We start from the raw sequence: 24,005 nt of genomic DNA on the forward strand, positions 1-24,005 counted from the left end.
GATTCCGTGGCGTTTTTTATTGCTGTGCCATGGCATTGAGCTGGGACCAGTGTGGACTGGCCCTAGGCTGCGTGGCGTGTCCCGCCTTCTGGTGTTCTCCAGCGTTGCAGTAGCGCTTGCCATTTGATCCGCACCGCGTGCAGATTGTGGTCCTTCACGTGGCCGTAGCCGCGAATCTCCTCTGGCAGGCTGGCGAGCTCGACCGCGAGCGCCAGGCGCTCAGCACGCAGGTCGTGCGTCAGTTCTCGCACGAGGGCTTCATATTCGTCAATCAAGGCGCGTTCGATGCGGCGCTCCGCTGTTTTACCGAAGATATCCAGCGGGCCGCCGCGTAGACATTTCAGTTTTGCCAGCACGCGGAACACGCTTAGTATCCATGGCCCGTATTGTTTTTTCACCAGATGCCCATGCGCATCTTTTTTCGCTAGCAGCGGTGGGGCGAGATAAAACTTCAGCTTCCAGTCACCTTCGAACTGCGCTTTGATTTTTGCGATGAAGGCGGGGTCGGCATGCAGCCGCGCGACTTCGTACTCGTCTTTGTATGCCATCAGCTTGTACAGGTTGCGCGACACCGCTTCAGCCAACGGTTCGTGCATGACGCTAGCCTCGGGTGTGAGCCTGCGTTCTGCTGCGCGCACGTGCTCGACTAGCATGCTGTAGCGCTGCGCGTAGGCGGCGTTTTGGTATGCCGTCAGCGCAGTGACGCGTTTGGCGATCAATGTGTCGAGCGTTTTGGGCGTGTGCAGTGTGATAACGGTGGCGCTCATGACATGAACGCTGTTGCTATCGTCCGCATGGCCCGCCGCCGCTATCGTGGCGCGTTGAACCGCATCTGGATCGTGTGCGGTGCGACGGCCCCATTCGAAGGCGCTGCGATTTTTCTCTACTTGCACGCCATTGAGTTCGATCGCACGCAGCAACGATTCATAAGCTAGCGGAATCCAGCCTTTTTGCCAGGCGTAGCCCAGCACGAAGGGGTTCGTGTAGATCGCATCACCCAACAGTGTGAGCGCGAAATAACGTGCGTCGACGCTGGCGACGTTGGCTTCGCCTGCGGCTCGTTTCACGTCGGCTTCTGCGTTTGCGCCTGGAAAGCGCCAGTTCGGGTTTTTGATGAACTCAGAGGTAGGGGTGGATGCGCTATTCAACACGACACGTGTTTGACCCACTTGCATCCGCGACAGGCAGTCGTCGCTTGCGCTCACGATGGCATCGCAGCCGATGACCAAACTGGCTTCGCCCATTGCAATACGCGTCGCATGGATGTCGTTGGGCTGGTTCGCAATCTGCACGTGACTCATCACCGCGCCGCCTTTTTGTGCGAGGCCGGTGACATCGAGCACCGTGACGCCCTTGTGTTCAAGGTGCGCGGCCATCCCGAGCAGTGCGCCGATGGTCACGACACCTGTGCCACCGACACCTGTCACCAGCACGCCATACGGGCGTTCAATCGCAGGCAGACTGGGCTCGGGCAGGGCGGGCAGCGTGTCATAGGCGATGTCGGCGATGGGTTTGGGCTTGCGTAACTGGCCGCCTTCAACGGCAACAAAGCTCGGGCAAAAGCCTTTCAGGCAAGAGAAGTCTTTGTTGCAGCTCGACTGGTTGATCTGCCGTTTGGTCCCGTACTCGGTGTCGAGCGGCTCGACGGACAGACAGTTTGATTGCACGGAACAATCGCCACAGCCTTCGCAGACGGCTTCGTTGATAACGACGCGTTTGGCGGGATCGGAGTACGTGCCGCGTTTGCGGCGGCGGCGCTTTTCGGTGGCGCAGGTTTGGTCGTAGATCAGGATCGTGGTGCCTGGGATTTCGCGCAGTTTGCGCTGAATGGCATCGAGCTCGTCACGGTGGTGGATGCTCACGTCTGGCGGGAGCTGGGTGGTGCCGTGATACTTCTGGGGTTCGTCGGTGACGATCACAATACACGCGGCGCCTTCAGCCGCGAGTTGATGTGAGATCTGTGGCACGGTCAGCACGCCATCCACGGGCTGGCCACCGGTCATTGCGACAGCGTCGTTATAGAGAATCTTGTAGGTGATATTCGTTTTTGAGGCGATTGCGGCACGAATGGCGAGCAAGCCGGAATGGAAATACGTGCCGTCACCGAGGTTAGCGAAAACATGTTTGTCTTCCGTGAACGGCGCCTGGCCGATCCACGCGACACCTTCACCGCCCATCTGGCTGAAGGTACTGGTTTGCCGGTCCATCCATAGCGTCATGTAATGGCAGCCGATGCCTGCCATCGCGCGCGAACCTTCGGGGACGTTGGTCGAGGTGTTATGCGGACAGCCGGAGCAAAACCACGGTTTACGTTCTGCGGCACTGTGCGGCAATGCCAGCGCTTGTTCTTTCGCGTCAATGATAGCGATACGGCTGGCAATTCTTGCACGTATGTCGGCAGGTAAATCGAATTTGTCGAGCCGTATGGCGATCGCGCGAGCAATGATGGCTGGCGATAGTTCGTAGTGAGCCGGCAAAAGCCAGTTGCCCATTGGCACAGACCATTCGCCGCCTGAGCCGTCTTTTTCGTCGAACTTGCCGTAGATGCGGGGCCGTTGCGTATCCGGCCAGTTATAGAGTTCTTCCTTGATCGCGTATTCGAGTATCTGACGCTTTTCTTCAATCACCAGAATTTCTTCGAGCCCTCGGGCAAAGGTTTGTGCGCCCTGGGCTTCGAGCGGCCAGACGCAGCCCACTTTGTATAACCGGATACCGATCCGTGAGCAGGTCGCGTCATCCAGGCCGAGGTCGGTGAGCGCCTGGCGCACGTCAAGATAGGCTTTGCCCGCGGTCATGATGCCGAAGCGGGCTTGTGCTGAGTCGATCTCTATCCGGTCGAGCTTGTTTGCCCGCACATAGGCGAGCGCGGCATACCACTTGTAATCGAGCAGGCGTGCTTCCTGGACGAGCGGCGGATCGGGCCAGCGAATATTCAGACCTGCTTCGGGTAACGCAAAATCAGTTGGTAAAACAATGCGCAGGCGATGCGGATCAATATCGACTGAAGCGGACGATTCAACCACATCGGTCACGCACTTCATGGCGACCCAAAGGCCCGAATAACGGCTCATTGCCCAGCCGTGCAGGCCGAAGTCGAGATATTCCTGAACGTTCGACGGAAACAGCACGGGTAACCCGCATGCCTTGAGCACGTGTTCGGATTGATGCGCTAGTGTCGATGATTTCGCGGCGTGGTCGTCACCGGCGAGGACCAGCACGCCGCCATGTGCCGACGATCCAGCCGAATTGCCGTGCTTGAATACGTCGCCTGAGCGGTCTATGCCAGGGCCTTTGCCGTACCACATCGAGAAGACGCCGTCATAGCGTGCGCCGGGATACAGGTTCACCTGTTGCGAGCCCCAGACTGCGGTGGCCGCCAGATCTTCGTTGATCCCTGGCTGGAACACGATCCGATGGGCTGCAAGATGGGCCTTGGCTTTCCACAGCGAGAGATCGAGGCCGCCTAGCGGCGAGCCGCGATAGCCCGAGATGAAACCGGCAGTATTGAGCCCGGCCGCATGGTCGCGTTCCTGTTGCAGCATGGGCAGGCGCACAAGAGCCTGGATGCCGCTCATATAGGCGCGACCGCGCTCAACGGTGTATTTGTCGTCAAGGGTGACGGAAGATAGCGCGGCCTCGAGTGAGGCCCGCTGGCCAGCGTCTAGCGGGGCATTCATTATGTGTACTCCTCCATCCAGTTTGGGATCACCAAAACTTTCGGTTGCGGCGTCTTGTGAACGCGTTGGCCGTGCGCGTCATCGTGACGTCTTTTCGCTGATGGTAGCACTGGGATTAACCCGCCGTGGACGCTCCATCTTGCTGCAATGCAGCGTGAGATGACGTGCAATCGAGCCGCAATCGGTACCGTATCCTGAACGTATGCCAGATGGGTAGTCAGTACGTTTTGTAACACCCTCGTGGCAATTAAATGGAACCGTGCTTGAGAGGTCTGTCTAACACCCTCCTGTGCAATGTCACGCGAATGACTCATTGCTATGTGACACTTCTCAGCAGCAGGTAGCTATACAAGGGGTTAAATATGCGTACTAGTAATATCCAGCAGTTCCTCATGGTGTCCGCAGCGTTCTTTGCAATGAACGCACGAACTCATGCAAGCAGCGCGGGCGCGCTGGCTAATGCCGTTACATGTTCGTTGCAAGCCGCTTTGACGCACTCGTCTGCGCGTTCGCGCCGTGGCCGTCGGGCAAGCAACACCGTTGTGTATTCATGAAGTCATGACTTCATGACTTCATGGCGCGCTGCATTGGCACTGTGTTGAGTTAAGCTTCTATTGAGCTGGCGGCTGATGGCTTCTGTCCGGTTCTTTCAAGACATGGCAAAAATGGCGAGGATTTTTAAATCCTCGCCATTTTTTATGGTGCCGGCCACATGGTGTTCAAGTTTTGTCTTGCACCACTCCCCGGCGTATTTGGTCTAGTTCGATTGATTCAAAGAGCGCCTTGAAATTACCTTCGCCAAATCCCTGATTACCTTTGCGCTGAATAATCTCGAAGAAGATCGGACCGATCTGGTTCTCCGTGAAAATTTGCAGCAACAGATCCTCCCGCTTGCCGTCGATCAGAATCTTGCGCTGACGCAGCGCGTCGAGCGGCTCGCCGTGGTTCGGCACACGTTGATCGACCAGTTCATAGTAAGTGTCGATCGTGTCAAGCAGTGCGATATCCGCTGAACGTAATCCATCGACGGTTCGGTAAATATCGTCGCTGCCCAGTGCGATGTGCTGAATACCTTCGCCATGGTAAGCATCGAGATATTCCTGAATCTGGCCTGGTGTGTCGGAGCCTTCCTCGTTGATCGGGATGCGAATTTTGCCGCATGGCGAGGTCATGGCTTTCGATTTCACCCCCGTTACCTTGCCTTCGATATCGAAGTAGCGCACTTCCCGGAAATTGAAGAGGCGCTCATAAAATTCGGCCCATTCCTGCATCCGGCCACGGTGTACGTTATGCGTTAAATGGTCAATGTAGGTGAGACCATGGCCAACTGGGTTGGGATCGGTGCCGGCAATGGGTTCGAAATCGACGTCGTAGATGCCGATGTTGCCAATGCTGTTGGGCGCTGCGTCGTTTTTACCGCGCCAGCGATCGACGAAATAAATCAGCGAATCTCCCACCCCTTTGATCGCCGGAATGTTGAGTTCCATCGGGCCGGTTTTATTGTCGAAGCCCCAGGCGCCGTGTTCGAGTGCATGTTGATAGGCCTGAGCGGCATCCTGAACGCGAAACGCAATGGCGCAAATAGATGGGCCATGCAAGCGGGCAAAGCGTTGCGCAAATGAATCGGGTTCGGCGTTCACGATGAAATTGATTTCGCCCTGGCGATACAGCACCACATCCTTGTGCCGATGGCGGGCAATTGCGCTAAAGCCCATCTGTTCGAATAACTTGCCCAGCGCTTTAGGGTCTGGGGCCGTGTATTCGATAAATTCAAAGCCGTCGGTGCCGATGGGATTATCCCAAGTGGGTACTTGCATGGCTTGTCTCCGTTATAGGGTGTTATTCAGTTCAATGATGCAAGTGCTCAGTGTAAATGGCGTGTTGAAGCAAAAACTTGCGAAATAAATCGTGATATTGCAAAACTGAGCTAGTTTATAGCGTGTTATTTGTTCATGGCGGTGAAAAATGACTGGTATTGACATGGATGCAATCGACCGCAGAATTCTTGCAATCCTCCAGGAGAACGGACGCTTGTCGAATCAGGAGATTGCCGAGCGCGTCAATCTCTCTCCGAGCCCGTGTTTGCGGCGGATTCGGCGGCTTGAAGAGAGCGGGGTGATTTGCGGCTATGTCGCATTGCTCGACGCACAGCGGCTTGGTCTTGATTTGCTCGCTTACGTGAATGTGCGGCTGGAAAAGCGCGGCGTGCCTCTGGAGAGCAGCGCGGCGCTACGGGTGCGAACAACGCATGCTGAATTTTTTCGTGCTTCAGTTCAGGCTTGGCCGGAAGTGGTGGCCTGTCACGCGATGACGGGAGAAATGGATTATCTGTTGCGCGTCCGGGTGGAGGACATGGCGCATTTTTCACGTTTTGTGCAGGATCAGTTGCTGCACCACCCCTCGGTCATCGACGTCAAGACGAGCTTTTCACTCGAAACAATCAAGGAAACCACGGCGCTACCGATTCGTTAATGATTCGGGCGTACATAGGGATACCGGTAGTAGAGGGGTCAGGCGGCGATGCCGGGTGGCATGAACGATTCGATCAGCTTTGATGCCTGACGTGCCTGGCGTTTCATCGCGTAGTCGAATACGGCGGCTTGCTCCTGCAGCATTTCGGCCAGAATGCTCGACTGGTCAGCCGGCGGCAGGGTGAGGTAGGCATCGGCTTCGCCATGCGCGTATTCGATTTTCATGCCAGCTTTGCGGGCGATATGCATCATCGTCGTGTTGCGTGACAGACAGTGCACGTACAGTGTGCTGACGTGTGTGTTGCGGCTGCGGATTGCCGCGCGTTCAAACAGCTTCGAGCCGATGCCTTGGCCACGCGCACTTTCGAGCACGGATACACCGAATTCGGCGGTGCGTTTGTCACCTTCGGCGGGAGCATAGGCTAGATGACCGACGCCGACCAGTTGCAACTGGCTGTCGAAAACGCCGAAAACCGTATCGCGCGCGAAATCAATCATTCGCACATAGTTTTCTATCACATGGTCCGGCACGATTTGGCCAAAACGCAGCAAACGGTCGTCCTCATCGAGTGCCAGAAAGTGACTCAAAAGACGATCGCGGTCGCCTGAGGTGAGTTCCCGCACGAGTGCTGCCGAATAGCCCGCCGCCTGCAACAGGTGCTCAGCTTGCGCGGTAGGCGCATCGACTCGGGTTGTCGGCAAGTTCATGGGGGTTCTCCTGAAATTGGACGCAATGATGCGCCGCAAGATCAATTCTAACGGATCCCTTATCCAGAATTAGGGAAAACCCCAATTTAAATTGGAATTCGGTTTCTACAAATTTTTGGAATTATTTTTATCTGTTTGATTTTATAGTAAAAAATAGAATTTTTTGTGGTTTGGGCATGTGGCCTTGAGGCCACTAAGGTCGCTTATGCATGTTGCGCCGCAAAATCAGGGGCGAATTCAGGAGAGGGGCTGCAATCCATGGTCCACCATGCCGATTACCTGTTCGGCGAATTCGCGGTAACCCATGTGGCCGCCAGGTTTGAGCCAGGTGAAGGTCCAGTTGATCATGCCAAAGACCATCATCGTAAGTGCTGTCTGGTTATCGCCGGTGGCACGTTCGGGATAGGCGCGTGTGAGTTGGCGGGTAAAGGCTGCGACGACGTCGCGCTGGCGTTCGAGAATGATTTCGCGTTGGGGCGGTGCCAGATACTTGACGTCATTGAGTAGCGCAATGTGTCGGCTATGCGATGTTTCGTATTCGGAGAGAAAGGCCCGGATGAGTTCGGCGAAGGTCTCGCGTTCGGTGAGCTTGCGCCGCTGGCTGGCGCCCTCCACCTCCGCGATGATCAGCATCAGGCGTTTGGTATAGCGGTCTAGCAGGTCAAACAGAATGGCCTCTTTACTCTCGTAATAGTGATAGAGGCGGGCTTTCGAAGTGCCGCTCGCCGTCGCCAGGTTGATCATCGAGGTACTTGCGTAGCTGGTTAGGGCAAATTTTTCGGCGGCCAGTTCGAGAATCTGGTCGCGCTGGGTTTCGTGATCGGGTGCTCGGGTGCGGGCCATGTGATGCGTTAATTTAGACAGGATGAGAGTGGGGCGGCGTGATGCTGTGGAGCGAGGCAAAGTTCCAGCGTTTGTGCGTCATAGGGATCGCCCCGTAATTGAATCCGGCCATGAGCGGCCAGGCCATGAAGACGCCAGAATGCGAGGCGATCGCTGACCAGAAAGCCCATGTCGGCGGCCATGAGTGCCGCCACGATCGGGGTGGCGCGTTGCCAGGTTTCGGCGGTGCGCTCAAGAATAAAAGTATCCAGTTCAGCGAAGCTGCCGCTTGTGAACGTATTGTTGCGCCAGCGCCGTGTCTCGCCGTTGGCCTGTTTGACTTCCTGCCACTCAAGCGCAAGACGGCTAATGCGCAGTATCGAAATGGGCGCGGCATCAGCGATATGGGTGCTTAAAATCTCGGGTTCAAACATGCCAATGGCCGTTGCCTGGTCGGCCCGGTGCGTATCGAATGCAAGATGGCTGGCGGATAGCCGGACTTCGTTCAGTCGTTGGGGGCTGTTGCGCAAGTGATAGCAGAGGCGGCACAGCGCCAGTTGATCGCCTGTGCTTTGTCCATGCCACATCACGATCGGGGCGCTGCTGCTGGCAAGCTGCTCCAGCATGGCAGCCTGCTCGTTTAAGGTCTGATCCAGATCATGTGCTGTATCGCCTATGACTTGTAGCCAGAATTCGCTTCTGGCCTCCGAGGTGTCGTCAATGCCGCGGAGCGGGCCTACGGCGAGATCGTCACGCATGACTTCGATTTTTCCATCGCGGTTCGCCAGTTGCAATGCGCGACGCAGACTGTCAGCGGCCGTGTCGCCGTGGGTGATATGGATCGGGGTCATCGACTGTTCATGGACAAATCAGTAAAAAACAGAATGGGTGCTCGCGCCCAAGGTTAAACTTGGGCGCGAGCACCCTCTAGTGTAAGCGCTTGGGTAACCGCGCACGTAAATGCGAATAATCGCGCACCGTGGTGACGGTGCGCTAGATAAGCTTGCCGTTTAGCGCTCGTCGTAGCTGACGACGATTCGTTCGCTAAGGGGATGGCACTGGCATGTCAGTACAAATCCAGCGTGAATCTCGTGTTCTTCGAGCGTGTAGTTTTTGTCCATTCTGACTTCGCCTTCGAGTACGCGCGCGCGGCAGGTGCAGCACACGCCACCTTTGCAGGCATACGGCAGCGCGAGGCCCGCGTGCAAGCCTGCGTCTAGCACGCTTAAGCCCTTATAAGGCAAGCGTAGCTTGCGCTTTTTGCCGTCGAGGATAATTTCCAGTTGGGCGGCGGGCATTGCGTCATCAATTTCGAGGGACGGTGCGCCTGCTTGCGGTAACGGCGAGCCGAAACGTTCGATGTGAATCTTGTTGGCTGGCACGCCGGCCGCTTTTAAGGCAGCTTCGGCTGCATCCATCATGGGAGCGGGCCCGCAGACAAAGGCTTCATCGATGGTGTCAGGCGCGATGAGTGTCGTGAGAAAGTCAGCGCATTTGCGCTGGTCGAGTACACCGTTAAATAGCGCGACATCTTGAGCTTCGTCCGACAACACGTGATACAGCACGAAGCGGCTCATGAAGCGATTTTTCAAGTCCTCAAGCGCTTCAGCGAACATGATGACATCGACACTGCGGTTGCCATAGACCAGCGTAAACGTGCTGCGTGGTTCGACTTCCAGCGTGGTTTTGATGATGGAGAGCACGGGTGTGATGCCGGAGCCACCCGCAAAAGCCACATACTGCTTGCGCTGCATGGCATTCAGATGAGTGAAAAATCGACCATCCGGCGTCATGACGTCGAGCGTGTAGCCGGGCTTCAGCGTGTCGAAAGCAAAGTTTGAAAACCGCCCACCCCGCATGCGTTTGATGCCGATGCGTAATTCGCCATCACGCTCGTAATCTGTGACGCCTACGCAGATGGAATAGGAGCGGCGTATTTCTTCGCCGCCGATTTGGGTTTTTAGTGTGACGAATTGGCCTTGAGTGAAGTGATATTGCGCGCGTAACGCTGGCGGAACGTCGAAAGCGATTGAAACCGCATCGGTTGTTTCAATCCGGATGTCACGAATACGCAGCGGATTAAAGTGCGGGCGGGCCATATCAGTAGGGTTTGAAATAGTCGAAGGGTTCGCGGCAAGCCAGGCAGCGATACAAGGCCTTGCAGGCCGTCGAGCCGAACTGGGTGAGGCGTTCTGTGTGCATGGCGCCACAGCGTGGACACGCTGGCGCAATGGGTTGTGTCCGTGGAGCAAAGTGCAGGACGTGTTCAGGCTGTGTAGGGTCTGTTGCGTTGCAAGCAGGCGGTGCAATGCCGTAGGCATGCAGCTTTGCGCGTGCTTCGGGGGTGATCCAGTCAGTGGTCCAGGCGGGCGCGAGTGCCGTGACGATCCGGTAGGGCGGAAGATCAGCCGCGTTCAGCGCAGTGCCAATATCTTCGGCGATTTGCGCTATTGCCGGGCAGCCTGAGTAGGTGGGGGTAATGACGATTTCGAGTGCACCATCGGCGGCGCGCCGGACGTCGCGCAAGATTCCCAGTTCACGTAGCGAAACCACGGGTATTTCTGGGTCTGGAACCGTCTCGAGCACTGCCCAGACGTGCGCGCACACCCGATCTGCGAGTGTCGTTGTTGCTGTGCTGGCTGACGGTGGGGTGGGGCGGTATGTTGAGGCGGGTATGGTCATCGGAATTCCTTTGCCGGGCTACCAGTACGCACCTGGATGCTGCCGTGTGACGCTTTGCATTTCTGCGAGCACAAACCTCATATGCTCCGAATGTTCGCCATGCTTTCCGCGCGTGACACGTTGTACGTTCTCCGGCAAGAGGAGCTGTCCCTCTGCTAGTGCAACATTTAGGTCACGCTGCCAGGCGGCTTCGAGCGTGGCGGTTTGCGGGCCGATTCCTGCTGCGGCAATTGTAGATTCGACGGTGTCGGGACTGAAGAATTCGCGTGTGTAAGGCATCAGATAATTGAGCGCAGCTTGAGCGCGATGGTGTGATTCTTCTGTGCCGTCACCAAAGCGGATCAGCCATTCGCGCGCATGATGGACGTGATAGCGGGTTTCCTTGATCGACTTGGCAGCGATCGCAGCGAGCTGCTCATCGGCCGACGCGGTAAGCGCCGTCCAGACGTGTGCCATTAATGTTGAATAAAGAAAATTACGCACGATCGTGACAGCGTAATCATTTTCGGTGTGAACGTTTGCGGGGAGCGGACCGTGATGCGGCAGCTCGACAATCGTGTAGTTGGCAAATTCGCGCTCGGTGCGGAAGTACGCGTAGTCATCTTCGGTTCGCTCAAGGCCGGTTAATGCCTTTTCCAGTGCGGCGGCATGGGAATACAGCAAGCGAGCTTGGCCAATCAGATCGAGACTGATGTTGGTCAGCGCGATGTCTTCTTCGAGGATGGGACCATGGCCGCACCACTCGGCATTACGCTGTCCGAGGATCAGTGCGGTGTCAGCAAGACGCAGGATGTAAGCGAGGTATTGCGGCGTGATAGTCATGACGCGCTTACATGTGGTTGATTTCGTCAGGCAGCGTATAGAAGGTCGGATGACGGTAAATCTTGTCGCCTGAGGGGTCGAACAGTTCGGCTTTGTCGTCTGGGGCGGAGGCGGTGATCGCGGAGGAAGGCACGACCCACAGGCTCGTGCCTTCCTGGCGACGGGTATAGATGTCTCGCGCCATCCGTAAAGCCATCGTGGCATCCGCCGCGTGCAGGCTGCCGCAATGTTTATGGTCGAGCCCTTGCTTGCTGCGCACGAAGACCTCCCAAATTGGCCATTCCTTGCTCATGGTTGCCCTCCTCAATTGATTGGATGCTGGCTCAGCACGGCATGCTCCTTGCGCTGGCGCATTTTTTCCGCATGTGCGAGCGCGGCGTCCCGAACCCATGCGCCCGCGTCGTGTGCTTTCACTCGCGCGGCGAGACGCTCCCGGTTACACGGGCCGTCACCATTGACGACGCGCCAGAACACTTCCCAGTTGATAGCGCCGTAATCGTGATGATTCCGTGCCTCATTCCATTTGAGATCTGGGTCAGGCAGGGTGACGCCTAGAACTTTTGCCTGATCGACGATGGCATCGACGAATTTCTGCCTTAGGTCGTCATTGGAAATGCGCTTGATGCCCCATTGGGACGACTGGCTGCTGTGGATCGAATCTTGATCGCTTGGACCAAACATCATCAGTACGGGCCACCACCAACGGTTTACGGCGTGCTGAACGAGTTCGCGCTGGGCCGGGGTGCCTTGCATCATCGTGTGCAGCGCGTCGAAACCCTGGCGCTGGTGAAACGATTCTTCCTTGCAGATACGAATCATCGCGCGGGCGTAGGGTCCGTAAGTGCAACGGCATAACGGAATCTGGTTCATGATGGCCGCGCCATCGACGAGCCAGCCAATCACGCCGATGTCGGCCCAGGTCGGAGTGGGGTAATTGAAAATGCTGGAATATTTCGCCTGGCCAGCATGGAGTGAAGCGATAAGCTGGTCACGGGAGACGCCGAGCGTCTCCGCTGCGCTATAGAGATACAAGCCATGTCCGCCCTCATCCTGAACCTTGGCAAGCAGGATGACTTTGCGTTTCAGGCTGGGCGCGCGCGTGATCCAGTGTCCTTCCGGCAGCATGCCGACGATTTCCGAATGGGCATGTTGCGAGATCTGACGCACAAGCGTTTGGCGATAGGCATCGGGCATCCAGTCTTGTGGCTCGATCTTGCCATCTGCCGCCATCACTGCGTCAAAGTGCGCTTGTTCCGATGAATAGCTTGCCGTATCTACGGGAGCGGTGTGCCCGGGAATATCGAGAGATTGCGTATACATGGCGATGGTGATGGCGGCGGTTTGTATCTGAATAAGAGGGGGGGCAATGACAAATAACAAGTATATTTCAACCGTCCGGTCGGTATATGGAAAATTTTGATCGGGTTTATACAGGTGATCAGCTGAGCGGACGGGCTTGTTAACCGGGCGATAGGGCTATGTCGTGATGCCGATCATGCACAATGCCGCCTATTCCATTATTTCGTTTGGCATTTATGACAATCCGTTTCTTGGCCGTGGTTTGCGGCTTTGTGTTCTTGGAGGCATTGAGCGTTTCGCCGCTGGCGTTGGCGGCTGATGCGCCTGTTCACTGGGTTAGCGCGTGGGGGACCGCACTTCAGCCGATTCCGCAGCGCGCCGATCTGCCGTCGTTGTATCGGGCTCCGAAGGTGGCTGGGCGAACTATGCGACAAATTATTTATCCGATGCTTTCTGGTAAATCGGCGCGGCTTCATATAAGCAATGCTTACGCCACTACACCTCTTGTGATTCAGGCATTGAGCATTGCTCCTTCGCAAGGCGGTGCTGCCGTGCAGCAGGCAAAAGAAGCGCACGTGACGTTTGCTGGCCAGACGTCGGTCGTTGTACCGCCGGGACGGGCGTTGGATAGTGACCCGATATCGATCGAGATCGACAGTGGAGCGCCATATGCCATCAGCTCATACATGGGTAGCGAGCAGCGCTTAAGTGCGTGGCACCGGGTTTCCAGTCAGATCAATTACGTTTCGTTGCCGGGTAATTACGTTTCGCATGCCGCGGCTGCGCCGTTTGCAACGCGCTTTACCCAGTACGCATGGATCTCTGGGTTATCGGTGGCGGCACCCGCCTCATCGACAAGCTTCGTTGCAATCGGCGATTCAATTACTGATGGAATGCGTTCGAGCCTGAACCAGAATCGGCGCTGGCCTGATGCCTTGGCTCGCCGTCTTGCGCGCGATGGCAATCGGTCTATTGGTGTGGTGAATCTGGGAATTAGCGGCAACCGTTTGCTTAGCGACTCCCCGTGCTACGGCGATGCTCTGGAACGCCGATTTGGCCCCGACGTACTTGGGCGGCCAGCGGTTAAGACAGTCATTCTTTTGATCGGTATTAACGATATCAACTTTGCTGACATGCCGCCCCATACAGGTTTGGACTGTGATTTTCCTCATACGAGAGTGACGGCGGCCAGTCTGATTGAGGGATATCGCAGAATTATTGCTACTGCGCGGCGGCATGGCATTCGTCTGATCGGTGCGACTCTGACGCCGGCATCCTTGCCGCCAGCACGTGAAGGTATCCGGACTGCAGTAAATCAGTGGATCAGGAGCAGCCGTGAATTTGATGGCGTGATTGATTTTGATCTGGCGCTGCGCGATGCGGCCGAGCCGGGCCGATTACGTCGTGCCTACGATAGCGGTGATCATATCCACCCGGGCGATGCAGGCTACGAAGCCATGGCGCAAGCGATCGACTTGAAAGAAATTGCCGCGCCCATCGCTCATAACGTGGGCGGATAAAATATTTGAATCGCATACTTGCTATTCATCTGGTATTACCCTAATATTCGAATCCCGCGTTTTCTAGCGGGGCGCTGCAAAAACCAGCGTTCGTTGTCAAACAGTTTTTAAGCAAAAACAAAAAACTGCTTGACGAAACGAAAAGGATTCTCCATAATCTCGTTTCTGTGCTGCAGGGCGGCACGGTGGAACTGGCAGGTGCTGTGCGGGTGTGGCGGCAGCGGGTTTCGCAGATGATCTTTAAAAATTAACAGCCGATAAGTGTGGGTACTTGATGGAGGCGCGAGGGGTTTCTGCCAGTCCGTAAGGATGGGCGGGAGTCCCGATAAAGCGAAAGAATCAAGTCTCACACAGTAAAGTCAGGTATTGAATCAAGATACCTGTCAATACGTTGAGTGAGCGACCGGCCTCGAAAGAGGCCGAAAACAGTAACAGGTTTGAACTGAAGAGTTTGATCCTGGCTCAGATTGAACGCTGGCGGCATGCCTTACACATGCAAGTCGAACGGCAGCACGGGAGCAATCCTGGTGGCGAGTGGCGAACGGGTGAGTAATACATCGGAACGTGTCCTGGAGTGGGGGATAGCCCGGCGAAAGCCGGATTAATACCGCATGCGCTCTGAGGAGGAAAGCGGGGGATCTTCGGACCTCGCGCTGCAGGGGCGGCCGATGGCAGATTAGCTAGTTGGTGGGGTAAAGGCCTACCAAGGCGACGATCTGTAGCTGGTCTGAGAGGACGACCAGCCACACTGGGACTGAGACACGGCCCAGACTCCTACGGGAGGCAGCAGTGGGGAATTTTGGACAATGGGCGCAAGCCTGATCCAGCAATGCCGCGTGTGTGAAGAAGGCCTTCGGGTTGTAAAGCACTTTTGTCCGGAAAGAAAACCTTTGCCCTAATACGGTGGGGGATGACGGTACCGGAAGAATAAGCACCGGCTAACTACGTGCCAGCAGCCGCGGTAATACGTAGGGTGCAAGCGTTAATCGGAATTACTGGGCGTAAAGCGTGCGCAGGCGGTTCGCTAAGACAGATGTGAAATCCCCGGGCTCAACCTGGGAACTGCATTTGTGACTGGCAGGCTAGAGTATGGCAGAGGGGGGTAGAATTCCACGTGTAGCAGTGAAATGCGTAGAGATGTGGAGGAATACCGATGGCGAAGGCAGCCCCCTGGGCCAATACTGACGCTCATGCACGAAAGCGTGGGGAGCAAACAGGATTAGATACCCTGGTAGTCCACGCCCTAAACGATGTCAACTAGTTGTTGGGGATTTATTTCCTTAGTAACGTAGCTAACGCGTGAAGTTGACCGCCTGGGGAGTACGGTCGCAAGATTAAAACTCAAAGGAATTGACGGGGACCCGCACAAGCGGTGGATGATGTGGATTAATTCGATGCAACGCGAAAAACCTTACCTACCCTTGACATGTACGGAATTCTGCCGAGAGGTGGAAGTGCCCGAAAGGGAGCCGTAACACAGGTGCTGCATGGCTGTCGTCAGCTCGTGTCGTGAGATGTTGGGTTAAGTCCCGCAACGAGCGCAACCCTTGTCCCTAGTTGCTACGCAAGAGCACTCCAGGGAGACTGCCGGTGACAAACCGGAGGAAGGTGGGGATGACGTCAAGTCCTCATGGCCCTTATGGGTAGGGCTTCACACGTCATACAATGGTCGGAACAGAGGGCAGCCAACCCGCAAGGGGGAGCCAATCCCAGAAAACCGGTCGTAGTCCGGATCGCAGTCTGCAACTCGACTGCGTGAAGCTGGAATCGCTAGTAATCGCGGATCAGCATGCCGCGGTGAATACGTTCCCGGGTCTTGTACACACCGCCCGTCACACCATGGGAGTGGGTTTTACCAGAAGTGGCTAGTCTAACCGCAAGGAGGACGGTCACCACGGTAGGATTCATGACTGGGGTGAAGTCGTAACAAGGTAGCCGTATCGGAAGGTGCGGCTGGATCACCTCCTTTCAGGAGCTTGCGTGCCAAGATGAAGTGCCCACGCTTATCGGCTGTAATCAGGACAGACTCAGGGGTCTGTAGCTCAGCTGGTTAGAGCACCGTCTTGATAAGGCGGGGGTCGATGGTTCGAGTCCATCCAGACCCACCAACTTTGTCTGCGGTGGTGGCGGGTGCAGGAATCCCCGGGGTTGTACAGGGTATACAGGGTACAGGGGGATTAGCTCAGCTGGGAGAGCACCTGCTTTGCAAGCAGGGGGTCGTCGGTTCGATCCCGTCATCCTCCACCAGTCACCCGCCAGTCATCATTGCACAGGATCTGGAGCACCGCGCAAGCGGGAAGTCTCCGGGGTTTGTGCATTGGTGTTTGCGCCAGTCATGGCGGCATGAAAGTGCCGGCTGTCCCGTTCTTTAAAAATCAGGAAGAAGTAGTAAAGAGACCGGTTAAAAGCGCCTCGAGATGGGCGTGAATAGACTGGTCAGGGTTGTGATTGTATCAAAAGTATGAAAAGTTCATCGAGAGATGGGCCTGGAATACGGCACAACGCAAAAACTCAACCTGTAGCGGGGGTGCGAGACACACTCGTTATAGGGTCAAGCGAACAAGTGCATGTGGTGGATGCCTTGGCGATCACAGGCGATGAAGGACGCGGTAGCCTGCGAAAAGCTCCGGGGAGCTGGCAAACGAGCTGAGATCCGGAGATGTCCGAATGGGGAAACCCGGCCCGAATGGGTCATCCGCAGCTGAATACATAGGCTGCGCGAAGCGAACGCGGTGAACTGAAACATCTAAGTAACCGCAGGAAAAGAAATCAACCGAGATTCCCAAAGTAGTGGCGAGCGAAATGGGAGCAGCCAGTACTCTTTAGCATGACCGTTAGCCGAACGCTCTGGAAAGTGCGGCCCTAGCAGGTGATAGCCCTGTAGGCGAAAACGGACGTGTGGAACTGAGTGTACAGAAAGTAGGGCGGGACACGTGAAATCCTGTCTGAAGATGGGGGGACCATCCTCCAAGGCTAAATACTCGTGATCGACCGATAGTGAACCAGTACCGTGAGGGAAAGGCGAAAAGAACCCCGGGAGGGGAGTGAAACAGATCCTGAAACCGCATGCATACAAACAGTAGGAGCCCTGCAAGGGGTGACTGCGTACCTTTTGTATAATGGGTCAGCGACTTACATTCAGTGGCAAGCTTAACCGATTAGGGCAGGCGTAGCGAAAGCGAGTCCGAACAGGGCGTCCAGTCGCTGGGTGTAGACCCGAAACCAGGTGATCTATCCATGGCCAGGATGAAGGTGCGGTAACACGTACTGGAGGTCCGAACCCACTAACGTTGAAAAGTTAGGGGATGAGCTGTGGATAGGGGTGAAAGGCTAAACAAACCTGGAAATAGCTGGTTCTCTCCGAAAACTATTTAGGTAGTGCCTCGTGTATCACCTTCGGGGTAGAGCACTGTCATGGTTGAAGGGTCCATTGCGGATTACTTCGCCATAGCAAACTCCGAATACCGAAGAGTGCAATCACGGGAGACAGACATCGGGTGCTAACGTCCGGTGTCAAGAGGGAAACAACCCAGACCGCCAGCTAAGGTCCCCAAATATTGCTAAGTGGGAAACGAAGTGGGAAGGCAAAAACAGTCAGGAGGTTGGCTTAGAAGCAGCCATCCTTTAAAGAAAGCGTAATAGCTCACTGATCGAGTCGTCCTGCGCGGAAGATGTAACGGGGCTAAGCAATATACCGAAGCTGCGGATGCACAGTAATGTGCATGGTAGGAGAGCGTTCCGTAAGCCTGCGAAGGTGCACTGTAAAGTGCGCTGGAGGTATCGGAAGTGCGAATGCTGACATGAGTAGCGATAAAGGGGGTGAAAAGCCCCCTCGCCGTAAGCCCAAGGTTTCCTACGCAACGTTCATCGGCGTAGGGTGAGTCGGCCCCTAAGGCGAGGCAGAAATGCGTAGCTGATGGGAAGCAGGTTAATATTCCTGCACCAGCATGAAATGCGATGGAGGGACGGATCGCGGAAGGTTGTCCGGGTGTTGGAAGTCCCGGTCCTTGCATTGGAGAAGGCGCTTTGGCAAATCCGGGCGCAGGATTCAAGGGTGCGAGGCGAGTCACTCCGGTGACGAAGCAACTGGAAGGGGTTCCAGGAAAAGCTTCTAAGCTTCAGTTTCATGGTGACCGTACCGCAAACCGACACAGGTGGGCGAGATGAGTATTCTAAGGCGCTTGAGAGAACTCGGGAGAAGGAACTCGGCAAATTGGTACCGTAACTTCGGGATAAGGTACGCCCCGGTAGCCTGACTGGCCTGCGCCAGAAGGGTGAAGGGGTTGCAATAAACTGGTGGCTGCGACTGTTTAATAAAAACACAGCACTCTGCAAACACGAAAGTGGACGTATAGAGTGTGACGCCTGCCCGGTGCCGGAAGATTAAATGATGGGGTGCAAGCTCCTGACTGAAGTCCCGGTAAACGGCGGCCGTAACTATAACGGTCCTAAGGTAGCGAAATTCCTTGTCGGGTAAGTTCCGACCTGCACGAATGGCGTAACGATGGCCACACTGTCTCCTCCCGAGACTCAGCGAAGTTGAAGTGTTTGTGATGATGCAATCTCCCCGCGGCTAGACGGAAAGACCCCATGAACCTTTACTGTAGCTTTGCATTGGATTTTGAACCGGTCTGTGTAGGATAGGTGGGAGGCTTTGAAGCGTGGACGCCAGTTCGCGTGGAGCCATCCTTGAAATACCACCCTGGCTTGTTTGAGGTTCTAACCCTGGCCCGTTATCCGGGTCGGGAACAGTGCATGGTAGGCAGTTTGACTGGGGCGGTCTCCTCCCAAAGTGTAACGGAGGAGTACGAAGGTACGCTAGGTACGGTCGGAAATCGTGCTGATAGTGCAATGGCATAAGCGTGCTTAACTGCGAGACCGACAAGTCGAGCAGGTGCGAAAGCAGGTCATAGTGATCCGGTGGTTCTGTATGGAAGGGCCATCGCTCAACGGATAAAAGGTACTCTGGGGATAACAGGCTGATACCGCCCAAGAGTTCATATCGACGGCGGTGTTTGGCACCTCGATGTCGGCTCATCTCATCCTGGGGCTGTAGCCGGTCCCAAGGGTATGGCTGTTCGCCATTTAAAGAGGTACGTGAGCTGGGTTTAAAACGTCGTGAGACAGTTTGGTCCCTATCTGCCGTGGGCGCTGGATATTTGAAGGGACCTGCTCCTAGTACGAGAGGACCGGAGTGGACGAACCTCTGGTGTACCGGTTGTCACGCCAGTGGCATCGCCGGGTAGCTATGTTCGGAAGAGATAACCGCTGAAAGCATCTAAGCGGGAAACTCGCCCTGAGATGAGATATCCCCGGGGCTTCAAGCCCCTTGAAGGGTCGTTCGAGACCAGGACGTCGATAGGTCAGGTGTGGAAGCGCAGTAATGCGTTAAGCTAACTGATACTAATTGCCCGTAAGGCTTGATCCTATAACCAGTGTGTCTTCTCCTGTACCGGAGTTTGACATGCGTGGGTCATTTGCTGTGTGCCATACGCTCACACCCCCATTTTTTACTGCTTCTTCCCGGTTTGCCGCTCCTGCGCATGCAGCTGCGGCTCCCCCTTTTGCCTGATGACCATAGCGTGTCGGTACCACCCCTTCCCATCCCGAACAGGACCGTGAAACGACTCCACGCCGATGATAGTGCGGATTCCCGTGTGAAAGTAGGTAATCGTCAGGCTCCCCTTTCTGCTCAACGCCCCAGATACCAATAGTGTCTGGGGCGTTGTGCTTGGTGGACAATGTTGATTTATTTGTAAATAATTTGATGTTTAAGAGTGAAGGTAAGTGTTAGGGGCTTGACGTATAGCGTTGGTTTCTTCATAATTTGAAGTTCTCTGCGGAGGGGTGCCCGAGTGGCTAAAGGGGGCAGACTGTAAATCTGTTGGCTTACGCCTACGTTGGTTCGAATCCAACCTCCTCCACCAGAATGCAAGTGAAGCAGTTGTCGGGAATCGGTAGATCCTTGCGGGTGTAGCTCAATGGTAGAGCAGAAGCCTTCCAAGCTTATGACGAGGGTTCGATTCCCTTCACCCGCTCCAGTAAAACGATGTAGCGCCCATGTGGCTCAGTGGTAGAGCACTCCCTTGGTAAGGGAGAGGTCGGCAGTTCGATCCTGCCCATGGGCACCACACTCTTCTGTGATTATTTGCGCCCGACGCAACGTACGGAAAAATCCTCTTAGGAGTCGAGAATGGCTAAAGGTAAATTCGAACGGACCAAGCCGCACGTGAACGTCGGCACGATCGGTCACGTTGACCACGGCAAGACGACGCTGACGGCGGCCATCACGACAGTGCTGACCGCGAAATTTGGCGGCGAAGCAAAAGCGTATGACCAGATCGATGCGGCGCCGGAAGAAAAGGCGCGTGGCATTACGATCAACACGGCGCACGTTGAATACGAAACGGCCAACCGTCACTACGCGCACGTTGACTGCCCGGGGCACGCTGACTATGTGAAGAACATGATCACGGGTGCGGCGCAGATGGATGGCGCGATCCTGGTGTGTTCGGCAGCAGACGGCCCCATGCCGCAAACGCGTGAGCACATCCTGCTGGCGCGCCAGGTTGGTGTGCCGTACATCATCGTGTTCCTGAACAAGTGCGACATGGTGGACGACGCCGAGCTGCTGGAACTGGTCGAGATGGAAGTGCGCGAGCTCCTGTCCAAGTACGACTTTCCGGGCGACGATACGCCAATCGTCAAGGGTTCGGCCAAGCTGGCGCTGGAAGGCGACAAGGGCGAGCTGGGTGAGGTGGCGATCCTGAGCCTGGCTGATGCACTGGATACCTATATTCCGACACCAGAGCGCGCAGTTGATGGGGCGTTCCTGATGCCAGTGGAAGACGTGTTCTCGATCTCGGGTCGCGGCACAGTGGTAACGGGGCGTATCGAGCGCGGTGTGGTGAAGGTTGGCGAAGAAATCGAAATTATCGGTATCAAGCCGACGGTCAAGACGACGTGCACGGGTGTGGAAATGTTCCGCAAGCTGCTTGACCAGGGTCAGGCAGGCGACAACGTGGGTATCCTGCTGCGTGGCACGAAGCGTGAAGACGTGGAGCGTGGCCAGGTTCTGGCCAAGCCGGGTTCGATCACGCCGCATACGCACTTCACGGCAGAAGTGTATGTGCTGAGCAAGGATGAAGGCGGTCGCCATACGCCGTTCTTTAACAACTATCGCCCGCAGTTCTACTTCCGTACAACGGATGTGACGGGTTCGATCGAGTTGCCGAAAGACAAGGAAATGGTGATGCCGGGTGATAACGTGTCGATCACGGTGAAGCTGATCGCGCCAATCGCCATGGAAGAAGGTCTGCGTTTCGCTATCCGTGAAGGCGGTCGTACCGTCGGCGCAGGTGTCGTCGCTAAAATCATCGAGTAAGCCAGCACTGCTTGGTAGTTGTGTATTTAAGGGGCTGGCGATATCGTCGGCCCCACAATAGTTTAGGGGCATAGCTCAACTGGCAGAGCGTCGGTCTCCAAAACCGAAGGTTGGGGGTTCGATTCCCTCTGCCCCTGCCAATTCTCGCGTCATGCGTGGCGCTCGTTAAGGTGTTATGGCGAATCCTTCCGTCGAAACTGTAAATACTTTTGGCGATAAGTTAATGCTTATCGCTGCAGTATTGTTGGTGCTGGCCGGGTTCGTGGGCTTTTTTTGGCTTGGTGGTCAAGAATGGTATGTCCGCGGCACAGCTCTGGCTGTAGGTGTTGTTGCGGGAGTAGCTGTTGGTCTTCTCTCTGCGCCCGGTAAAGATTTCATTGCTTTTGGCAAGGATTCGTACAAGGAAGTTCGGAAGGTCGTTTGGCCGACTCGTAAAGAGGCGATGCAAACTACTCTTGCGGTATTCGGGTTCGTTTTTGTCATGGCGGTGTTTCTCTGGATTGGCGATAAATCTATCGAGTGGGCGATTTTCTCAGTGATTCTGGGTTGGAAGTGACATGAGTGATACGCCGGCATCTCCAGGTGGAAAGCGTTGGTATGTTGTTCATGCCTATTCGGGCATGGAAAAAAGTGTGCAGCGCGCATTGCAAGAGCGCATAGATAGAGCTGGCATGCAGGATCAGTTCGGTCAGATTCTTGTTCCGACGGAAGAGGTCGTAGAAGTCAAGGGTGGCCATAAGTCCGTAACGGAACGCCGCTTTTTCCCAGGTTATGTACTGGTTGAGATGGAGATGACCGATGAAACTTGGCATCTCGTCAAAAATACAGCAAAGGTTACAGGGTTTGTCGGTGGTGCGCGCAATCGCCCAAGCCCGATTTCCCCGAGGGAAGTCGAAAAAATAATGTCGCAGATGCAAGAGGGCGTTGAAAAACCTCGCCCTAAGACGCTTTTCGAAGTTGGCGAGATGGTTCGTGTCAAAGACGGTCCTTTCACAGATTTCAATGGAAGCGTCGAGGAAGTGAATTACGAAAAATCACGTGTGCGAGTTTCCGTGACTATTTTTGGTAGAGCAACACCCGTTGAGTTGGAATTTGGGCAGGTTGAAAAAATCTAGCCTTAGTTTTGCGAAGCGCGCTATAAGCGCGTTTCGTTTTTCGCGTTTACGGTCCGCGTAATGATCGTTGAGGAGCGTCGTTACTTGGGAGTATCCCGAATGTAGGCGCGTTATTACTCACCGGACGCTATCGTCCTTAAGAGGTTGTCAACATGGCAAAGAAAATCATCGGCTTTATCAAACTGCAGATCCCTGCAGGTAAAGCCAACCCATCCCCGCCGGTTGGTCCGGCGCTTGGTCAGCGTGGTTTGAACATCATGGAGTTCTGCAAGGCGTTTAACGCGCAGACTCAAGGGATGGAACCGGGCTTGCCAATTCCTGTAGTCATTACAGCGTTCGCAGATAAAAGCTTCACATTTGTTCTGAAGACGCCGCCGGCTACAGTTCTCATCAAGAAAGCCGCCAAGATTGATAAGGGTTCGAGCAAGCCGCATACCGATAAGGTCGGCAAGATCACCCGTGCCCAGGCTGAAGAAATCGCAAAAACAAAGATGCCCGATCTTACTGCCGCTGATATGGATGCCGCAGTTCGGACTATCGCTGGCAGCGCCCGCTCGATGGGCATCACCGTGGAGGGCGTATAAATGGCCAAGCTTTCAAAACGTCTGCAAGCGCTAGCAGGCAAGATTGATCGTCAAAAATTGTACGCAGTTGATGACGCGTTGTCGCTCGTTAAAGAGTGCGCAAATGCGAAATTTAATGAATCCGTCGACGTATCAGTGCAACTCGGTATTGATGCGAAAAAATCGGATCAGGTTGTCCGCGGTTCAGTCGTGTTGCCTGCCGGTACAGGAAAGTCCGTCCGCGTGGCAGTTTTTGCTCAAGGCGAAAAGGCGGAGCAGGCGCGTGCCGCAGGCGCTGAAGTCGTCGGTATGGAAGATTTGGCTGAGCAGGTTAAGGCTGGCAAACTGGATTTTGACATCGTGATCGCCTCGCCGGACACAATGCGAATTGTCGGCACGCTTGGCCAAATCCTTGGCCCGCGCGGGTTGATGCCGAATCCAAAGGTTGGCACTGTAACGCCCGATGTGGCGACTGCCGTGAAGAATGCAAAGGCCGGTCAGGTTCAGTTCCGTGTCGACAAGGCCGGTATTATTCACGCGACGATCGGTCGTGCATCGTTCGAAGCAGCAGCCTTGCGCAGTAATTTGAATGCACTCATCGACGCACTGCAAAAAGCAAAACCAGCAACCAGCAAAGGTGTTTACCTGCGCAAAGTTGCGCTTTCGAGCACGATGGGTGTTGGTGTGCGTGTTGATCACACGACAATCGCTGCATAAAAATAAGTGCCTCGATGAAAATCGGGGCAAACGTAAGAGCTTTGGGCGGTCGCAGGGTGAAGTTTTCTTGCGGCCGGTTGTCAAAGACCGTTGGCGGGGCTTTATGTACTTATCATGGCGCTCCTTAATATAAAGCCAACGCAGATGGCGAACCCGAAAAGGTTTTGTAGTGTGATTCCGTTGTGCTCTTGCAGTCATGTTGGGGCGAAGCGGTTGAAATACTTC

Annotated in this window: 17 protein-coding genes, 6 tRNA genes and 3 rRNA genes; 16 read left to right on the forward strand and 10 right to left on the reverse strand. The window is 55.3% G+C overall.

Translation table 11 applies throughout. The annotated features are described in order from the left end of the window. Window positions 1-62: 62 nt before the first annotated feature. Together GH657_RS02245 and hppD are read right to left on the reverse strand one after the other, a co-directional pair. Window positions 63-3,677: an indolepyruvate ferredoxin oxidoreductase family protein gene (locus GH657_RS02245; protein ID WP_153099188.1), complete on the reverse strand. Its 3,615-nt coding sequence runs from the start codon at window positions 3,675-3,677 to the stop codon at window positions 63-65. Window positions 3,678-4,396: 719 nt separating this feature from the next. Then, window positions 4,397-5,494, reverse strand: a complete 1,098-nt coding sequence (hppD, locus tag GH657_RS02250; RefSeq protein WP_153099189.1) for a 4-hydroxyphenylpyruvate dioxygenase — start codon at window positions 5,492-5,494, stop codon at window positions 4,397-4,399. A gap of 148 nt (window positions 5,495-5,642) precedes the next feature. Here hppD and GH657_RS02255 point away from each other — a divergent pair, with 148 nt between their 5' ends. Then, window positions 5,643-6,149, forward strand: a complete 507-nt coding sequence (locus GH657_RS02255) for an Lrp/AsnC family transcriptional regulator (protein ID WP_153099190.1) — start codon at window positions 5,643-5,645, stop codon at window positions 6,147-6,149. Window positions 6,150-6,187: 38 nt separating this feature from the next. Here GH657_RS02255 and GH657_RS02260 read toward each other — a convergent pair whose 3' ends face one another. The 8 genes from GH657_RS02260 to paaA form a co-directional block, all read right to left on the reverse strand. Further along, window positions 6,188-6,856 carry a GNAT family N-acetyltransferase gene (locus GH657_RS02260; RefSeq protein WP_153099191.1) on the reverse strand — a complete coding sequence of 223 codons (669 nt, stop codon included), beginning with the start codon at window positions 6,854-6,856 and terminating at the stop codon, window positions 6,188-6,190. A gap of 237 nt (window positions 6,857-7,093) precedes the next feature. After that, on the reverse strand, window positions 7,094-7,699 hold the full coding sequence (locus GH657_RS02265) for a TetR/AcrR family transcriptional regulator (protein ID WP_153099192.1): 606 nt from the start codon (window positions 7,697-7,699) through the stop codon (window positions 7,094-7,096). An 8-nt stretch (window positions 7,700-7,707) separates the two neighbouring features. Next, entirely contained in the window at window positions 7,708-8,529 is an 822-nt protein-coding gene (locus GH657_RS02270) for a DUF1835 domain-containing protein (RefSeq protein ID WP_153099193.1), read from the reverse strand. A 159-nt stretch (window positions 8,530-8,688) separates the two neighbouring features. After that, window positions 8,689-9,777 carry a 1,2-phenylacetyl-CoA epoxidase subunit PaaE gene (gene paaE / locus GH657_RS02275; protein ID WP_153099194.1) on the reverse strand — a complete coding sequence of 363 codons (1,089 nt, stop codon included), beginning with the start codon at window positions 9,775-9,777 and terminating at the stop codon, window positions 8,689-8,691. 1 nt (window position 9,778) lies between these two features. Continuing rightward, window positions 9,779-10,360, reverse strand: a complete 582-nt coding sequence (gene paaD, locus GH657_RS02280) for a 1,2-phenylacetyl-CoA epoxidase subunit PaaD (protein ID WP_153099195.1) — start codon at window positions 10,358-10,360, stop codon at window positions 9,779-9,781. An 18-nt stretch (window positions 10,361-10,378) separates the two neighbouring features. Next, complete coding sequence (paaC, locus tag GH657_RS02285; RefSeq protein WP_153099196.1) at window positions 10,379-11,182, reverse strand: 1,2-phenylacetyl-CoA epoxidase subunit PaaC; 804 nt, start codon at window positions 11,180-11,182, stop codon at window positions 10,379-10,381. Window positions 11,183-11,189: 7 nt separating this feature from the next. Beyond that, window positions 11,190-11,474, reverse strand: coding sequence for a 1,2-phenylacetyl-CoA epoxidase subunit PaaB (gene paaB / locus GH657_RS02290; protein WP_153099197.1), 285 nt, complete (start codon window positions 11,472-11,474; stop codon window positions 11,190-11,192). A gap of 11 nt (window positions 11,475-11,485) precedes the next feature. Continuing rightward, a complete protein-coding gene (paaA, locus tag GH657_RS02295; RefSeq protein WP_153099198.1) occupies window positions 11,486-12,502 on the reverse strand; it encodes a 1,2-phenylacetyl-CoA epoxidase subunit PaaA in 1,017 nt (338 codons plus the stop codon). Between the two features lie 215 nt (window positions 12,503-12,717). Between paaA and GH657_RS02300 the strand changes: the two genes are divergently transcribed. From GH657_RS02300 to rplA, 15 genes are all read left to right on the forward strand, one after another. Then, on the forward strand, window positions 12,718-14,001 hold the full coding sequence (locus GH657_RS02300; RefSeq protein WP_153101601.1) for an SGNH/GDSL hydrolase family protein: 1,284 nt from the start codon (window positions 12,718-12,720) through the stop codon (window positions 13,999-14,001). A 439-nt stretch (window positions 14,002-14,440) separates the two neighbouring features. Continuing rightward, window positions 14,441-15,970 (forward strand): 16S ribosomal RNA (locus GH657_RS02305). Window positions 15,971-16,032: 62 nt separating this feature from the next. Further along, window positions 16,033-16,109: transfer RNA gene (locus tag GH657_RS02310), tRNA-Ile, on the forward strand. A gap of 63 nt (window positions 16,110-16,172) precedes the next feature. Beyond that, window positions 16,173-16,248: transfer RNA gene (locus tag GH657_RS02315), tRNA-Ala, on the forward strand. Between the two features lie 302 nt (window positions 16,249-16,550). Continuing rightward, a 23S ribosomal RNA gene (locus GH657_RS02320) occupies window positions 16,551-19,429 on the forward strand. 139 nt (window positions 19,430-19,568) lie between these two features. Beyond that, window positions 19,569-19,681: ribosomal RNA gene (gene rrf, locus GH657_RS02325) — 5S ribosomal RNA — on the forward strand. Together the 16S, 23S and 5S rRNA genes with 5 tRNA genes alongside form the textbook arrangement of a ribosomal RNA operon. 161 nt (window positions 19,682-19,842) lie before the next feature. Further along, window positions 19,843-19,928 (forward strand) — tRNA-Tyr (locus tag GH657_RS02330). A gap of 40 nt (window positions 19,929-19,968) precedes the next feature. Further along, a tRNA-Gly gene (locus tag GH657_RS02335) sits at window positions 19,969-20,042 on the forward strand. Window positions 20,043-20,057: 15 nt separating this feature from the next. Then, window positions 20,058-20,132 (forward strand) — tRNA-Thr (locus tag GH657_RS02340). A gap of 62 nt (window positions 20,133-20,194) precedes the next feature. Beyond that, window positions 20,195-21,385 carry an elongation factor Tu gene (tuf, locus tag GH657_RS02345; protein ID WP_153099199.1) on the forward strand — a complete coding sequence of 397 codons (1,191 nt, stop codon included), beginning with the start codon at window positions 20,195-20,197 and terminating at the stop codon, window positions 21,383-21,385. 64 nt (window positions 21,386-21,449) lie between these two features. After that, window positions 21,450-21,525 (forward strand) — tRNA-Trp (locus GH657_RS02350). Window positions 21,526-21,560: 35 nt separating this feature from the next. Then, window positions 21,561-21,941, forward strand: a complete 381-nt coding sequence (gene secE / locus GH657_RS02355; protein WP_153099200.1) for a preprotein translocase subunit SecE — start codon at window positions 21,561-21,563, stop codon at window positions 21,939-21,941. Between the two features lies 1 nt (window position 21,942). Continuing rightward, on the forward strand, window positions 21,943-22,500 hold the full coding sequence (nusG, locus tag GH657_RS02360) for a transcription termination/antitermination protein NusG (RefSeq protein WP_153099201.1): 558 nt from the start codon (window positions 21,943-21,945) through the stop codon (window positions 22,498-22,500). Between the two features lie 152 nt (window positions 22,501-22,652). Next, on the forward strand, window positions 22,653-23,084 hold the full coding sequence (gene rplK / locus GH657_RS02365) for a 50S ribosomal protein L11 (RefSeq protein WP_153099202.1): 432 nt from the start codon (window positions 22,653-22,655) through the stop codon (window positions 23,082-23,084). After that, on the forward strand, window positions 23,085-23,780 hold the full coding sequence (rplA, locus tag GH657_RS02370) for a 50S ribosomal protein L1 (RefSeq protein ID WP_153099203.1): 696 nt from the start codon (window positions 23,085-23,087) through the stop codon (window positions 23,778-23,780). The last annotated feature ends 225 nt before the right edge of the window (window positions 23,781-24,005 follow it).

The organism is Paraburkholderia hayleyella, from assembly GCF_009455685.1.
Lineage (GTDB): Bacteria > Pseudomonadota > Gammaproteobacteria > Burkholderiales > Burkholderiaceae > Paraburkholderia > Paraburkholderia hayleyella.